The following is a 15861-nucleotide window of genomic DNA, read 5'->3' as shown; positions in this document are numbered from 1 at the left end:
TGCCCTCGACGAAAGGCCAGCCCGTGACCTCCGCTGCATCCAACCTAGACTCGGCCCGCGCCGAGGTGGTCAAGTACGCCAACCGACTCACCTCCGACGGCCTCGTCGTGGGCACCTCGGGGAACATCTCTCTGCGGGTGGACGACGTGATCGCGGTGACGCCCTCCGGCGTCGACTACGCCACGATGCGCCCCGAGGACGTTCCGGTGGTGCGGCTCGACGGCACCGTGGTCGCCGGCGACCTCAAGCCGACCAGCGAGCTGCCCATGCACCTGCGTTGCTACCAGGACTTCGACGCAACAGCGGTGGTGCACACGCATTCGGCTGCCGCAACGGCCCTTTCGTTGTTGAAGGACACCGTGCCGCTGGTGCACTACCAGCTCGCGATGTTCGGCGGCCAGGTGCGGGTGGCGCCCTACCGCACCTACGGCACGCCGGAGCTGGCCGACGCGATGGCCGAAGGGCTGCACGAGCGCAGCGCCACCATCTTGGCCAACCACGGCACCATCGCCTTCTCCCATTCCCTCGGGCACGCCTTCGACAAGGTCAGCCAGCTGGAATGGCTGTGCGACGTGTGGCTGCGCGCCGCCGCCGTCGGTACACCACGGGAAATCAGCCCCGAGGAGCTCGAGCACGTGGTCGCGAAATTCAGTACGTACGGCCAACCGAAAACCGCGTGACCGACACCACAGAAAACCCTTGACCTGATATAAATCACGGCTAGCATGTGATTTCTCACATACAAATGTGAAGTAGCTCAGCCGTGAAGGGAAGAAATGAGATCTGTGAAGACGCGGTCGGCGAAGCTCGCGGCGGTCGCCGGGACCGCCGTCGTGACCATGGCGGCGCTGACCGCGTGTGGCGCCGGGGACACCAGCGCCGGCGACGATCGCAAGACCATCGGCGTGACCGTCTACGACATGAGTTCGTTCATCACCGCCGGAAAGTCCGGGATGGAGACTTACGCGGCGGCCAACGACATCGACTTGCTGTGGAAGTCGGCCGGCGGCGACGTCAGCACCCAGGCCGACCAGGTGGACCAGTACATCAACCAGGGCGTCGACGCGATCATCATCGTTCCCGTGCAAGCGGATTCGCTACAGCCGCAGATCGAGTCGGCCAACACCAAGGGCGTCCCGGTGCTGGCCGTCAACGCCGCGCTCTCGGATGACTCGAAGCTGGCCGCCACGGTGCTGCCGGATGACGTCGCGGCCGGCAAGCAGCAGATGCAGCAGATGGTCGACCACCTGGGCGGCCAGGGCAACATCGTGATCCTGCAGACCAAGCTCGGTTCGTCCTACGAGATCGACCGCACCGCGGGCAATCAGGAGATCCTGAAAGCCAACCCGGGTATCAACGTGCTGGCGATGGACACCGGCGACAACACCCGGGATATCGCGGTGAACAAGATGCGCAACTGGATCACCGCGTTCGGTCCCCAGATCGACGGCATCGTGGCCCAGAACGACGATATGGGCCTGGGTGCGCTGCAGGCCATCAAGGAATCCGGGCTGACGATCCCGATCGTCGGCATCGACGGTATCGAGGACGGCCTCAACGCCGTCAAGACCGGTGATTTCATCGGAACGTCGTTGCAGCACGGCACGATCGAACTCGCCGACGGTCTCGCGGTGGCCAAGCGGGTCGCCGACGGCGAGGACATGTCGCGCGAGTTCGTCTACACCATGCCCCCGGTGGACTCGAGCAACATCGACGAGGTGCTCCAGAACGTCGTCACGGACCGGCAGGCGCTGCTGGACCGGTTGCCCCAGGTGATCGACAAGAACATCGAAACCGGAGACATGGCCAACGAGGAGTAGGGCGACACATTGATACTGGTTAGGCTCGGCGTGTCGTCGCCCGACAAGCCGAGCCGATCCACCCCGCGGAGCAGGGCCGGGTGGGAGGGAAGGAACAGCCGATGAGCAGCCCGAGTCAGAACGGCAAGGCGGCGGCGCGGCAGGAAGAGCGGCACCGCCTGGTCACCGAGGCCGTGATGGCGGCAGGGTCGGTGGCCATCGAGGATCTGGCGCGCATGTTCGACGTCAGCGTGATGACCATCCACCGCGACCTCGACCGGCTCGAAGCCCAGAACGTCCTGCGTAAGGCGCGTGGGGTGGCCACCGCATTGCCCTCCAGCACAGTCGAATCCAACGACGCCTACCGGCGCGGGCAGCAGCGCGACGAGAAGCGGGACCTGGCGGCGACAGCGCTGGAGTTCATCCACCCCGGCGACACGGTCATGCTCGACGACTCCACCACGGTGCTGCCGCTGCTGGACCTGCTGGGCACCAAGGCGCCACTGACCGTGGCGAGCAACAACCTCAGCGTGGTCAACGGCCTCGTCGACACCGAGGACGTCGAGATCGTCCTGATCGGCGGGGAGTACCGGGCCTGGTGCAACTCCTTCATGGGCCAGATGACCCTCGATGCGATCGCGGCCCTGCACGCCGATGTGCTGATCATGTCCACCTCAGCGGTCACCGGGACGGCGTGCTATCACCAGCGTCAGGACACCATCTCGGTGAAACGCGCGTTGATCGCGGCGGCCGAGACCCGCGTCCTGCTGGTCGATCACACCAAATTCGAGCGGCGCGCCCTGTTCCGGCTGTGCGCGCTGTCCGAGTTCGATCATGTGGTGGTGGATTCCGCGACGCCGGAGGCCACCCTCGACGCGCTGTGCCAGCACCACGGCAGTGTCACCGTCGCCCCGCGCTCGAACTGACGGGCGGATGCCGGCGGGTCGCCCGGGCGTGGCACAATAAGTTAAATCAAACACGAATCGTGTGATTTTCGACATGGGAGAACAGTGATGCGAGCAGCCGTCTTCTACGGACCCGGCGACCTGCGGATCGAGGACGTGCCGACCCGCAACCCCGAGGCCGGCGAGATCGTCGTCGAGGTGCATGCCGCGGCCACCTGCGGCACCGATCTCAAGGCCTACCGTCGTGGCCACCACAAGCTCTTCAAGTCCTTTCCGGCGCCGTTCGGTCACGAATTCGCCGGTGTGGTGACCCGCGTGGGGGCCGGAGTCACCGACTTCGAGCCGGGCATGCGGGTGGTCGCGGCCAACACCGCCCCCTGCGGCGGCTGCTGGGCGTGCAAGGCGGGCCGGCTGAGTCTGTGCGAGAACCTCGAATTCCTCAACGGTGCTTTCGCCCAAGAGGTCGTGATCCCGGCCGCCATCGTCCGGCGCAACACCTATCAGATCGCCGACACCACCTCGTTCGCGTCGGTGGCGCCGCTGGAACCGCTGGCGACCGTCGTGCACGGGATGTACGTCAGCGGAATCGAACTCGGCGATGTGGTGGCCGTCAACGGGGCGGGACCGATCGGCCAGATGTTCATCCGGCTGGCCACGCTGCGCGGCGCCCACGTGATCGCCGTCGACCAGTCCCCGTTCCGGCTCGAGGCCGCCAAGAAGATGGGCGCCAAGGAGATCATCGACATCTCCGAGCATCCGGGCGTCGACGAGGTGGCCGCGGCGGTGCGCGCACTCACCCCGTACGGCAAGGGCGCCGACGTCGCGATCGAGGCCGTCGGCCTGCCCCAGGTGTGGGAACAGACCGCCAAATGCCTGCGCCCCGGCGGCAAGGCCGTCATGTTCGGCGGTCCCCCGGTGGGCGCGCACTTCTCGCTGAACGCCAACGACATGCACTACTTCGAGTACACCGTCACCGGCGTCTTCCACCACGAACCGCTCTACGTTGAGCGCGCGTTGCGTCTGATCGAGACCGGCCAGCTCAACGGCGAGGACCTCATCACCGAGGTGCGCCCGCTCGACAAGCTGATCGACAGCCTCGAGGACATGGCCAACGGGGTGGGCAGCAAGTACCTGATCGACCCTCGGCTGGGTTAGTACCCTGACCCGGTGAGCATCACCGAGGTTCCCATCACCGGCGTCATCCGGCTCGGACAGTTCCTGCAAGTGGCGGGGCTCATCGATTCCGGTTCCGACGCCAAAGCGGTGATCGCCGACGGGCTCGTCAGTGTCAACGGCGAGGTCGAGCTCCGGCGGGGCAGGCAGCTGCATCCCGGCGACGCTGTGACGTTGTCCGGGAACACCGCCCAGGTCATCCAGGGATGACCTGGGCGGCCCAGCTGTAGGCCGCACCCGGACCTCACTCCCCCATCTCGAGACCAACTGTTGTACTGCAACGGTTTTGACGGATGCAGCGGCCGCACGTGCCGCGGGCACCCGGTGCCCGAACTCCGCCGCGCGCGCCGGTTCGCGAGGTGTGGACGTGCTATTGAGAATGCCATTGATCAATGGAATTCTTGTGATATCTTTGCATCCGGTAGTTGTTTAGATGCAAATGCAACGGCCTGACCTACCCAAATCCGCTCACTCTCGCGGTTTCAGTATGGGCCAAGAAATTAGCTGCAGTTGCATTCTTTCTCGATTCTTGCTGATAGAACCTTTCGCGCAGCAATCGTCGAAGTCCCCGGAACATGGTCCAGTTAATTCGCCAAGCAACCATGCAAACTTCGCCAGAAATTCGAACATCATTCGATTTCTCCTGGAATGCGTTTCTGATCGATTGCACGCTGGGCCCACAATTGTTCGTTGCCATGGACTCTTCGCCGGGCCGCGCGTCAGCGTGCGAAACCGGTTGCTGGTAAACCGGGGTTCACGCCTTCTGCCTGGCATATCCCGGTTCTGAGGACGTGATAGATGCGTAACCGAATTGGGTAAGGCGGTCGAATTGTCACCGTTTTGCCGGAATAGCGGACGACAGAATACGGCACCATTTATTGTGTGATTCGTGCACTCACCAACGGTCGGAAATGACACACGAGACAGCGGAGCTTGGTTACTGGGCAATTGCCGGGTCTCGTGGATACACCGTCGGACCGTTACTGGTACCCTCGGCCCGCAGTCGCGTACACGAATGGCAAGCAGTGCCGCACCATCGTTGCGGGGCAAAACCATGAACACGTGCTTGCACATGTTTACCGCTGGGTCCCGAAGAACCGTGACGCCTGTACCAGCTGGGCTCGACGCGAAAGGCATCGGAAATGCTTGATCAGTTCAATACCAAGGTGAACGTCGGGACGTTCGCCGTCGCCGCCTTCGGGTCGGCGGTTGCCTGCGGGGCGGCAGTGGTCGGGATCGTCGCCTTGCCGTCGGCCCTGCGCGAGGCACCGGTGCTGACCGCCGACGTGCGTCTTGCATCCACTGAGTCGGAGATTGCCGCTTCAGAACCGTTGTGGTACCTCGAAAACGGCTCTCACGCGCAGGCTTTCATCGGCACCGGCACGGCGGCAGCGGCGGCCCCGGCGGAGGAATCACGGCCCATGTTCGGCCCGGGTGGCTGGCTGGTCGGCGACGGGCGCGATGCCCTGGAACTCAACCCCGACTGTATATCCCTGTGCAACGGGGAAGACGGTGGACTCTTCGGCGGAAACGGTGGCGACGGCGCCTTCGGCGGCGCCGGCGGCAACGCGGGTTGGAACGGCAACGGCGGCAACGGTGGTGCCGGCACCGACGCGGTTTACGCAGCGGACGGAACCTTGATCAAGGCCGCCGGCGCCGGTGGCAACGGCGGCAACGGTGGTCTTGGCAACGGCTCCGGGGGCCATGGGGGCAACGGCGGCAACGCGGTCAACCCCAAGGGGGACGCCACAGCGGCGCCCGGCGGCGCCGGGGGTAGTAGCGGACTCTTCAGCGGCAATCCCGGAAACGGGGGTAATGGTGGAAACGCCACGGCCACCGTGGGCAATGCCACTGGCGGCGATGGCGGTCTGCCGGGCTCACGCGTCTCCGACCTCAATCCCACGGGCATCGGCGGCAAGGCCGGCGACGGGGGGGATGCCTTCACGGTTATCGGTGACGCCAAGGGTGGGGACGGCCCGCAGTCAGGCCACGGAAAGTGGAATGGCGCGCAGCCCGGTGGAAACGGCGGTGACGCCACCACCACCACCGGAGACGCCACCGGCGGCAACGGGGGCCAAGGCGGTGGTGGCTTCTCGAGCGTCGGCGCCGACGGAGGCGCCGGTGGCGCGGCGAAGACCGAAAACGGCACCGCCCGCGGCGGTAATGGAGGGGCAGGCGGGAAGACCGTCAGCATCGGCCCGTCCGGCGCGGGTGGCCCGGGCGGCAGCGCTACCGGAACGATTGCCAAGGGTGGTGACGGCGGCAACGGTGGCCAGTTTGGTCTCGGTGGACCCGGCGGCGCAGGCGGCGCCGGTGGTTCGGCTGTCGGGCCGACTGCCACGCCCGGCAAGGGCGGCGCCGGCGCCAATGGCATCGGCTCGAAGGGACCCGACGGTGCGGAAGGCGCGTAACTCGTGGCCGATCTTCGAATCAGCTGAAACTTCGTGTCCCTCTTGACCTCTCACGTGGGCCCGGACGTATGGCCGTCAAAGCGGTAACGCAATACGACGGTGGCCATCAGCCGGGACAACGTTGCGCTCCGGGCAGCCAACCGGGCTGCGACCCGCCCGATCAGCAGAAGATCGGCCACCTCGGGTGTCCGGGTGAGGAAGATCTCGTCGAGTAATGACAAACCGTCGACCCACTGTTCCAGCAGCCTGGGATCGTTCAAGCCGGGATTGGCCAGACCGCCGGCAATGGCGCGCATCGCGCGGGAGCGCTTGAAGGTCTTCATGGCGCGGGTGGTGTAGGCGTTGAGTGCCACCTGGCCGTTCGGGAAATGGCCGACCAGCCGGTTCAGCAGCGCCACCACGTCATCTTGGGCCAGGAACAGCACAACACCGTCGGCGACGATCATCGCCGGCCGGTCTCGGGGAATGTCGCGCAACCACCCGGGGTCGGTCAGGTCAGCACCGACATTGTGGGTGTTGTTGCTGTGGGGCAACAGTTTTCGCCGAAGATCGGCGACGACGGGATAGTCGATGTCGTACCACTCGACGGTGGCCGGCGGGTCGACCCGGCAACGCCTGGTGTCCAGACCCGCCCCGAGATCCAGCACGACGGCATCCGGGTGCTGAGCCACGAACCGGCGCACCATCTCGTCGATGATCTTGGTCCGCACCGCCACGTCGAAGACTCTGGAACGGCGGTCGAGGAACTTGGTGTTCAGCTGCGGGAACTTGTCGAGGTTGTAACCGATTGTCGTGATGAGCTCGTCGGAGTTGTTGTCGCCCAGGAACGGCCGCGGCAGACGACTGTCCAGTGCCCGGCTACCCAATGTGAGGAACAGGCTTTCCTGCGCCGGACTCAGCTCCGGAACCGCGATGCGCGTGGTCACGCGGCTCCGTCGCCGCGGCTACGCGGCTTTCTTCTCGCTGCTGCCGGTGTCATCGCTACCGCCGGTGTCATCGTCGCTGCTGGCATGTCGAGCGTCGCTGGCATCGTCACTGCCTTCAGCGTCGTCAGTGCGGGCATGCCGTGCGCCCCCGGTACTTTCGGGACCCTCGGCGTCATCGTTGCGGGCGTGCCGACCGCCGCTGGTCTTGTCGCGGCCCGTGCCGTCGGTGTAGCGGGCGCGCTTGTCACTGACGGTTGTTTCGGTGTCCTCGGTGTCGCCCGCTTCCTCCTCGCCGGCGGCGTTCTCCTCGGTGTCCTCACCGGCTTCGTCCTCGTCGGCCGTGTCCTCCACGACGGCAGCGTCATCGGCCACGTCGTCGCCCGTTGCGTCCTCGGCGGTGGCGTCATCCTCGGCGGTGGCGTCATCCTCGGCATCCACGACGGCATCGTCGTCGCCGGCGGTGCGATCGCCGGAATCCTCGTCGCCGGAACGATCTCCGAACAGGCTGGCCAGCCGTAGGGTTGTGTCCTCCGAGTCCTCTCCCGCGGCGTCCTCGTCCGACTCGTCCATGGTGACGGGTGGGCCGCCGACCCCGTACGCGCCCTGACCGGTGGTGTCGGGTCGTGTTGTTCCCAGCAGGCGACCCAGACCCATCTGCTCGAATCCGTTGTCCAATCCGGTGGCCACGGCAACGGACAGGTTGGTGGCGAATTCCCCGGGGTTGGGGAAGTACAACAGATTGGTTGCTGTGGGCTCGCCCGGGCTGATGTTCCGGTTGTACCCGGACTCGACCAGGACCCGTGCCACGGGATCGAGGATGTCGGCCAACGCCGGACCGACGACGGGTAGCCATTGCACCGGATACAGCAGCGGGACGGTCTCCGACGGGATGAGGTAGTACTCGGTGTCGCCGTAGCGATCCTGCAGCACCGCTTTGCTCTCCGGGTCATCCGGGTAGAACAGGTGGTTGACGATGCCGAACGCCCAGTTGGTCATCGAGATCGGATTCAGCATGTTCGTGGGTGTGTCCGCGAAGAAGTCGTACTGGTAGGCGATGTCGCGCGTGGTGATCTGGCCGGGTTCGGCACCGGCTGTCTCGGTCGGGGTGCCGCGGGTGTCGGTCCAGAAGGGATCAATGCGCACCGAGGATCCACCGTTGGGGCGCAACGGATTTCCGATGAATACGAAGGACGGGTTGACGCCTTCGATCCCCCCGTATTCGTTGAAGTCCTTCTTCCACTCGCCGCCGACGAACGCTCCCCTGGAGTAGCCGAAGATCGTCGGCGACGGGTCGTCGCCGATCGCGTTGGTCAAGGTCCATTTGCCGACCAGGTCGCTCGGCTCCCACCAGGGCACGTTGTTGACGTTGGACGTATCCAGATCGGTCAGGCTGCCGACATAGGTGGCGGCCTTGTCCTCGATCCACTGATCGCTTTCCATCAGGAACGGGAACGGAGCGAGCTGAATGCCTTTCAGGGCATAGACACCGCTGACGGCGCCCACCGGCGTCGGCACACCGGTGGTGGTGTCTCCGTCCGGGTAGAGAGGATCCGGATCGTATCCGAGCATCTTCCACATGTTGTAGAACGCCGGTGCCAGATCGCTCGGGTTGAAACCGATGTTGACGAACTGCGGGTCAAGCGGCTTGTTGGAGAAGTCCCACCACGACTCGGCGAGGCGGAACAGGTTGATGTTGCCGGCGATGTAGTCGCCCATCGGGGTGTTGGCCGTGCCGTTTTCGTACGCTTCCAGCCATGCGTCGATCTTCTCGTTCCCCGGCCACAGATCTCCGATGAACTTCACGATGGCCGGATAGTCCTGCTCCGGCGGCACATACGGGCAGTAGCCCCAGCACAGCGGGCTTCCGGGGGTGTAGGGGTCGAATCCGACCACCAGGCCCGCGACCAGTGTCTGGATGGTCCTGCCGAGTTGCTCGAGGCTGGGAAGTTTGATCGGGTTGTCCGCCGGGTCCGCCATCAAGTGGTTCAGGTAGTTCACGAAAGGTGAAACCAGATCCATGTCGATGGGTGTGTTGGCCCACGGCAGGAAATTCTCGCCATTGGGACCGTCGATGGTGCCGGGGATGTTGAACCCGGGAATGTTGTTGATCTTGCCGCTGGGTCCTTCGACGGGGCCGTAGCTTCCGTTGATCAGCTCGGACAGACCGATTTTGAAGAAGCCACCGATCATCGGGAAGTCCACCATGCCGGTGAACATCATGACGTTCCAGATCAATCGGTCGATACCCGTGATTCCGGTGATCGGCGCCGTCGGCGTGGTGGGGACGCACCCCTCGGCGTCGCAGTTGGGGTCAACCGGAAACTCGGCAGCCCAGAAGCGCCAGAACTTCTGCGCCAGACCGTTGCCTGCCAACACCCCGAGCGGGTTGTCGGCGTCGAGCGGAGCGTCCGGATCAAGCCCGGAGAGGGCAGGAATCGGAATCGCCATCGCAGCCGCCGCCATGAACCGCACCGCGTCCGCGGGGTCTGTCCCCCAGATGTTGGACGGGCCGGTGACCAACCAGTTCCCGCCCCACAGCTGGGCTTGGGCGAACAGGTCGAAGGCTTGCAGCTCGGAATTTGGAATGTTGATGATGTCGATGAGCAGATTGAGCGGAATGTTGGCGATCGACGCGGCAGCCAGGTCGACGTCCGTGTCGATCACGCGGACCTCTGCACGCGGTGGTGCCGGTGCTGCGACCTGGGTGACGGTCAACACGGTGGCCGTTGCCATTGCCACACCGGCCGTGAGCTGAGACAGCGCCGAGGCGCTGCGCTGCGACCGGTGAGATGCCGCTGTCGCGTTTCCCGCACCGCCAACCGCCTGGGACGGCCATCCGGCGCCGGCCTTGCGGTCGGCTTTCCGTCGACGGTGACGTCTTGCTTGGCGCGCAGCACCCATGGCGCTTCCCTCCCACAATCAAGTGAATGTTGCTGAGCGTACCTCCGCTAACGCCGTTTGGAACCGCATTCTGACTTTTACGCGGCCGACAGCGACACTCCGGCAGCCCGCAAATGTGCGCCTGTGGCGCCCTGACCGGCTTCTCCACCGGCTCGGGCCGTGTTGACGGGAGCACGATGTTGCCGACCAAAACGTTTCCCGTGCAACCAAATGCGGCGATATCTCGCGGAGGAAATCCACGATGAACACTTCGTTCAGCAAGCGGCGATCGGACGTGGCAATGCAACTCGCATTGGATCGACCACACCGTAGAACGTTCGAATCATGCTCTTGCATCAAGATATTGCCTCGAGCACGTCCTGCCCGGGGGTCTCCCACGGCAGGACGGGAACCGAGTCCAACCTGCCACGCGGTAACCGATACGTGGTTCACGCCAATACTGTTGTGACCTCCGGTAATTGCGTGGCTGAAGTGACGTCTCCGTTCCCACCGATCTGCAGCCGGTGCGATGGCATACGCCACCAGTCCACCGCGCAGCGGCACTGCGCCGCACACCCGGGCCCGACCTGTCGTCACGCCACGCTGCGCGTCGACGTCGCTAATACGGCGGCCGTAGCCGTCGCTGCAATTTCCGGGGGTTCAGCGAGGGGCGACGAACTGTCTCACCTCATCGTCGACCGAGAGATCGTGAACCGAGCCGTTCTGAGCGGGGTTCGGACCGGACCCGGCGCGGTGGGCGGTGCGCGCCGGACGACTGCGGACGTTCATGGGCCACCAGAACCACCGTCCGAGCAACGCAGCCGCAGACGGCATCATGAACGACCGAACGATCAAGGTGTCGAACAGCAGGCCCAGAGCGATCGTGGTGCCCACCTGTCCCACCACCAGCAGATCGCTGACCAACATCGACGCCATGGTGAAGGCGAACACCAGCCCCGCAAGTGTCACGATCTTGCCGGTGCCCCCGATCGCGCGAATCATCCCCGTCTTGATTCCGGCGCCGATCTCCTCCTTGAAGCGGGACACCAGCAGCAGGTTGTAGTCGGCCCCCACTGCCAGAAGGATGATGACCGACATCAGCATCACCATCCAGTGCAGGTTGATGCCGATGATGTGTTGCCAGACAAGTACCGACAGACCGAACGACGCCCCCAATGAGGCCACCACCGTGCCCACGATCACGAGCGCCGCAACGAGACTTCGTGTGATCATCAACATGATGATCAACACGATGCACAACGAGGCGATCCCGGCGATCAACAGATCGTAATTCCAGGCTTCCTGAAGGTCTTTCAAGACCGACGCCGTACCAGCGACATAGATCTGCGAATTCGCGAGTGACGTTCCCTTGACGGATTCTTCTGCGGCTGTCCGTATCGTGTCGATACGCGCGATCCCGTCCTTGGAGGCCGGATTTCCCCGGTGGGTGATTATGAACCGGGCCGCGTGGCCGTCCGGCGACATGAACAACCTGACCACGCGCTGGAACTCCGGATTGTCGAACACCTCACGAGGAAGGTAGAACGACTCGTTGATCTTCGCCGCGTCGAAATCCTGTCCCATGGCAGCTGCATTGGTGCCCAACTGTTCGGTCTGCCCCAGGATTCCGGACATGGTGCTGTACGTGGTCAACATCATGGTCTGCATGCTCTTCAGTGTTTCGATCTGCGGCGGGAGCAGCGCAACCAGTTGCGGCGCAACGGTGTTCACATTGTTCAGGTCCGGCGTCAGCTCGTCGAGTTTCTCGTTGAGCCGGTCGGTGCCCGCCGAGGCCGCCAACCCGGCTTCGCGCCCGGTTCTGGCGGCCTCACATGTGGCGAAGAGAATGCAGGAGTCGGAGAACAGAATCTTGTCGTAACGGTTGTACGAGTCGTTGAGTCGGCCGAGGTCGTCACGGATCGCTTTGGAAATGCCCACCATTTCATGTGAGACGCCCACCATGTGGTTGGTGCTGGCGGTCAACTGTTTCATCAAGGAATAGCCGCGTTCCATCGAGGCGATGGTGCCGTCGAGTTCATCGGCTTGCGCTCGCATCTCTTCCATGCGGTCTTTGATGAACTGGACGTTCTGCTGCTGACCGGCGGTCCCGATGCTGACCAAGGACGGAAGCGATGCGTGCCGCAGCGGCGTGCCTTCCGGGCGAGTGACGCCCTGCACCAGGGCGATACCCTCGACGTCGAAGATGTCCTGGGCCACCTTGTTCAGCACCAGGAGGTCCGCGGAGTTACGCATGTCGTGGTCGGAATCGATCATCAGGAGTTCGGGCATCATCTGCGCCGGCGAGAAGTGGCGGTCGGCGGCCGCCCAGCCGATATTGGCAGGCGTGTCCTGCGGCATGTACGGGCGGTCTTCGTAGCTCACCTGGTACCCGGGCAGGGCCAACAGTCCGACCATGGCGAGAGCGCAGGACGCCACGAAGATCGGCAAGGGCCAGCGCACGATCGCCGTGCCGACTCGTCGCCACCCGCGCGTCGATGTCGTCCGCTTCGGCTCGAGGAGGCCGAACCGGCTCGCCACCGTGAGTACGGCGGGAATCAAGGTCAGTGCCGCCGCAACCGCGACGAGCATTCCCACCGCGCACGGCACACCCATGGTCTGGAAGATGGGTAGCCGGGTGAAGCTGAGGCAGAAGGTGGCCCCGGCGATGGTCAAACCGGATGCCAAGATGACATGCGAAACACCACGATTGGCGGTGTAGTACGCCGTCTCGCGATCTTCGCCGGCTTGTCGGGCCTCGTGATAGCGCCCGATCAGGAATATCGCATAGTCGGTTCCCGCAGCGATGGCGAGAGCCACCAGGATGCTGATCGCGAACGAGGACAGCCCGATGAGGCCGAAGTGCGCCAGGGACGCGACCACACCGCGGACGGCTGCCAGGCCGATCCCCATCATGACCATGACGAGGACAACGGTGGTGATCGAGCGGTACACCAGCAGCAACATGATTGAGATCACCACCACGGTCGCCACCGTGATCTTCACGGCGGTGTGATCGCCGGTGTACGCCAGGTCCGCGGAAAGCGGTGTCGGACCGGTCACATACGCCGTGATCCCCTCCGGGGCAGGTGTTTGCGCCACGATGTCGCGGACCGCGTCCACCGATTGGTTCGCCAGCGTCTCGCCCTGGTTCCCGGACAGGTTGAGTTGAACATAAGCCGCTTTACCGTCCGCACTCTGTACGGCCTGCGCGGTCATCGGATCCCCCCAGAAATCCTGGACGCGCTGCACGTGGGTGTCGTCGGCGTGGAACTGCCGGATGAGATCGTCGTAGTACCGGTGGGCGGCCTCCCCGAGCGGTTGCTCACCTTCCACCACGACCATCGCGACGCTATCGGTGTTGGATTCCTCGAATACTTTCCCGATGTGGTCTCTGGCCTGCATGGACGGCGCGTCTTGGACGCTCAGGGAGACGGCGCGTTCCCGGGCGACCTGTTCCAGCGAGGGCACCCCCAGGGTGACCAGCGCAGTGATGGCCACCCACACCAGGATCACCAGGACCGCAAGGCGACGGACCACTCGGGCCAGGAACGGACGCTCGTGAGGTCCGGGTTGTACGGTCACGGCCTCGCCCACCCCCTGGCTCGACCCGCGCCAACTCATGCGCCGGTCACCAGGCAGTAGGTGAATGCATTCAATTGATTGGAGATCTTCTCGGCCCTCACTTCACCGTCGACCAGGATGCGGCAGCCGATACTGTTGCTGTTGCCCTGGGCCACAACGCTTCCGACGGAACCCGGTACCGACGAGACCGTGAACGACCATGGCAACGGTGCTCCCCCGACTTGTTGTGGGGTGGCGTCAGCATCGAAATAACTGATATCTGCCACCGCTCCCGCTGGGCCGAAGACTTCATAAACCAACTGTTTCGGGCTGACGGCATCCTCAGCACCGGGCTGGGCGTACGAGGGGTGGGCCTGGGAACCGAAGGCGCCGTGCAACCTTGCCACGGCGTACCCTCCGACGCCGGCCACGATCACGACCACCAGCGGCAGCCACACCCGAGCCAGAAGCCTCAGCAACGGTGAGCCGTGAGGCCGTCGCCCGTCGCCGCCGCGGAACGTGGTTTCCGGGCGTGGCTGCGGATGAGGCGAACGTCTGAGCACAACTGTGTCTTTCGGCATCAGGAGATTGCATAGTCCGACAGCGGGAAGCGATCCTGCGCTCTGACCGCGTTACGGACCGACGTGGGCCGAAACAGCGCGGGTTCGCCGGTGGGGCTGAACCAGTACGACCTCGACGTCGCGCAATTGCCCAGCCGGAAAACCGAACTCTCGAGCCGCTCGGACACCTCCTGCAAGAACCGGGCATTGGCGCTCTCGGTGACTTCGAAGGTGGCTGCGCCGCGGCTCTGCAGGCAGCCGAAAAGCCGACTCATGTGGCGCATCTGGTACTCGACGGTGTTGAACCACGACAAACCCACCCAGGCATAGGGGCTCGCCATGGTCAGGAAGTTGGGGAAATACGGCACCGAAATACCCTCGTACGCCTGGAAACCCGCCTCGCGCCACCATTTTCCGAGATTGCGGCCGTCCCGCCCGATCACCTCGATGGCCGGCAGGTTGCTTTCCCACACGTCATAACCGGTGGCCAGAACCAGGGTGTCGACGGTCCGCTTCGTCCCGTCACAGGCGACGATGCCGTCGGGCTCGATGCGTTCGATGCCGCTGGTCTCCAGGTGCACGTTGGGCTGGCTGAACGACCGGTAGTAAGAGTTCGAGATCGAGGGCCTCTTGCACCCGAAATCGTATTGTGGCTTCAGCTTGTGGGACAGCTCCCGGTCGCGAACAGCGAGGTGACGCTGGATTCGCGAGCCCAGGGTGATGGCTCTGTTGGCCACCTTGAAGTACTTGTAGTTCCACATGGTGATGACATTGGCGATGTCCATGAAGGAGTCGGTGCAGAAGCGCAACACGCGTTGCGTCAGTGGCACCGTGGCGAAGAGCCGCCGGATGAGACGCGGGAACCTGATGTCGGATTTCGGCATCACCCAGATGGGCGTGCGCTGGTAGACGGTCAGCTCAGAGACCTTCTTGGCGAGTTCCGGGATGACCTGGATGCCCGTCGACCCGGTGCCGATGACCGCGGCTCTGCGGCCGTCGAAGCAGTAACTGTCGTCCCATTTGGCGGTATGGATCATGCGGCCGGCGAAACTGTCGATCCCGGGAATGTCGGGTGTCCTCGGTTGGCACAGAAAGCCCGTTGCGACGATGAGGAATTGGGTGGTGATCGGCGTTCCGCCGACCAACGAGATCCGCCAACTCTGGGCGTCTTCGTCCCACTGCGCGCCCTCGACGCACGTGTTGAACCGCATGTGCCTGCGGACGTCGTATTTGTCCGCGACGTGCTCGGCGTAGCTCTTCATCTCTGCGCCCTCGGGAAAGAGGCGCGTCCAGCGTGGGTTGGGCTCGAACCAGTAGGAGTACGTGGTCGCCGGCTGATCGACGGCCAGTCCCGGGTAGCGGTTGACGTGCCATGTCCCGCCGAGATCGTCTTCGCGGTCGACGATCAAGATGTTGTCGTAGCCGAGGCGCTTGACCTGGATCGCCGCGCCGATTCCGCCAAAGCCCGCCCCGATGATGACGACGTCGAACTGCTCCTCACCCATAAGCACTAGACGGTACCGGCGGGCCGGAGAAAGTCACCATGTTCGGGGAAAAATGAACTTAGCGAAAGGTGTTGCCAGCAAATGGAACTAGATCTTTCGAACTAGTCGACCCCCACTTGTGATCCATACCCAGGTGGGCGT

11 protein-coding genes are annotated in these 15861 nt (G+C 64.2%); 6 read left to right on the top strand and 5 right to left on the bottom strand.

Annotated features, from left to right (window positions below):
* Positions 1–23: 23 nt before the first annotated feature.
* The 6 genes from NL241_RS16825 (at position 24) to NL241_RS16800 (ending at position 6288) form a co-directional block, all read left to right on the top strand.
* Entirely contained in the window at positions 24–680 is a 657-nt protein-coding gene (locus NL241_RS16825) for a class II aldolase/adducin family protein (protein ID WP_487695918.1), read from the top strand.
* A gap of 159 nt (positions 681–839) precedes the next feature.
* Entirely contained in the window at positions 840–1820 is a 981-nt protein-coding gene (locus tag NL241_RS16820) for a substrate-binding domain-containing protein (RefSeq protein ID WP_494398325.1), read from the top strand.
* Positions 1821–1921: 101 nt separating this feature from the next.
* Positions 1922–2725 (top strand): DeoR/GlpR family DNA-binding transcription regulator, encoded by an 804-nt coding sequence (locus NL241_RS16815; protein ID WP_487695920.1) that lies wholly within the window; start codon positions 1922–1924, stop codon positions 2723–2725.
* An 87-nt stretch (positions 2726–2812) separates the two neighbouring features.
* Positions 2813–3859 carry a zinc-dependent alcohol dehydrogenase gene (locus tag NL241_RS16810; protein ID WP_487695921.1) on the top strand — a complete coding sequence of 349 codons (1047 nt, stop codon included), beginning with the start codon at positions 2813–2815 and terminating at the stop codon, positions 3857–3859.
* 12 nt (positions 3860–3871) lie between these two features.
* A complete protein-coding gene (locus tag NL241_RS16805) occupies positions 3872–4087 on the top strand; it encodes an RNA-binding S4 domain-containing protein (protein ID WP_487695922.1) in 216 nt (71 codons plus the stop codon).
* A 932-nt stretch (positions 4088–5019) separates the two neighbouring features.
* Positions 5020–6288: a hypothetical protein gene (locus tag NL241_RS16800; RefSeq protein WP_487695923.1), complete on the top strand. Its 1269-nt coding sequence runs from the start codon at positions 5020–5022 to the stop codon at positions 6286–6288.
* A 50-nt stretch (positions 6289–6338) separates the two neighbouring features.
* On the opposite strand, the gene NL241_RS16795 is transcribed toward NL241_RS16800, so the two are convergent.
* From NL241_RS16795 to NL241_RS16775, 5 genes are all read right to left on the bottom strand, one after another.
* Positions 6339–7214, bottom strand: coding sequence for a class I SAM-dependent methyltransferase (locus NL241_RS16795; protein ID WP_494398137.1), 876 nt, complete (start codon positions 7212–7214; stop codon positions 6339–6341).
* A gap of 18 nt (positions 7215–7232) precedes the next feature.
* The gene (locus tag NL241_RS16790) at positions 7233–9947 is read right to left on the bottom strand and encodes a PE-PPE domain-containing protein (protein ID WP_494398136.1); all 2715 of its coding nucleotides are present in this window, start codon (positions 9945–9947) and stop codon (positions 7233–7235) included.
* Positions 9948–10754: 807 nt separating this feature from the next.
* Positions 10755–13676: an MMPL/RND family transporter gene (locus NL241_RS16785; protein ID WP_494398135.1), complete on the bottom strand. Its 2922-nt coding sequence runs from the start codon at positions 13674–13676 to the stop codon at positions 10755–10757.
* 35 nt (positions 13677–13711) lie between these two features.
* Positions 13712–14122 carry an MmpS family transport accessory protein gene (locus NL241_RS16780; RefSeq protein WP_487695950.1) on the bottom strand — a complete coding sequence of 137 codons (411 nt, stop codon included), beginning with the start codon at positions 14120–14122 and terminating at the stop codon, positions 13712–13714.
* A gap of 113 nt (positions 14123–14235) precedes the next feature.
* Positions 14236–15720, bottom strand: a complete 1485-nt coding sequence (locus NL241_RS16775; RefSeq protein ID WP_494398134.1) for a flavin-containing monooxygenase — start codon at positions 15718–15720, stop codon at positions 14236–14238.
* Positions 15721–15861 lie beyond the last annotated feature (141 nt).

The sequence above is a fragment of the Mycolicibacterium sp. SMGY-1XX genome, from assembly GCF_059132455.1.
This window is presented reverse-complemented; position numbering and strand designations above follow the sequence as displayed.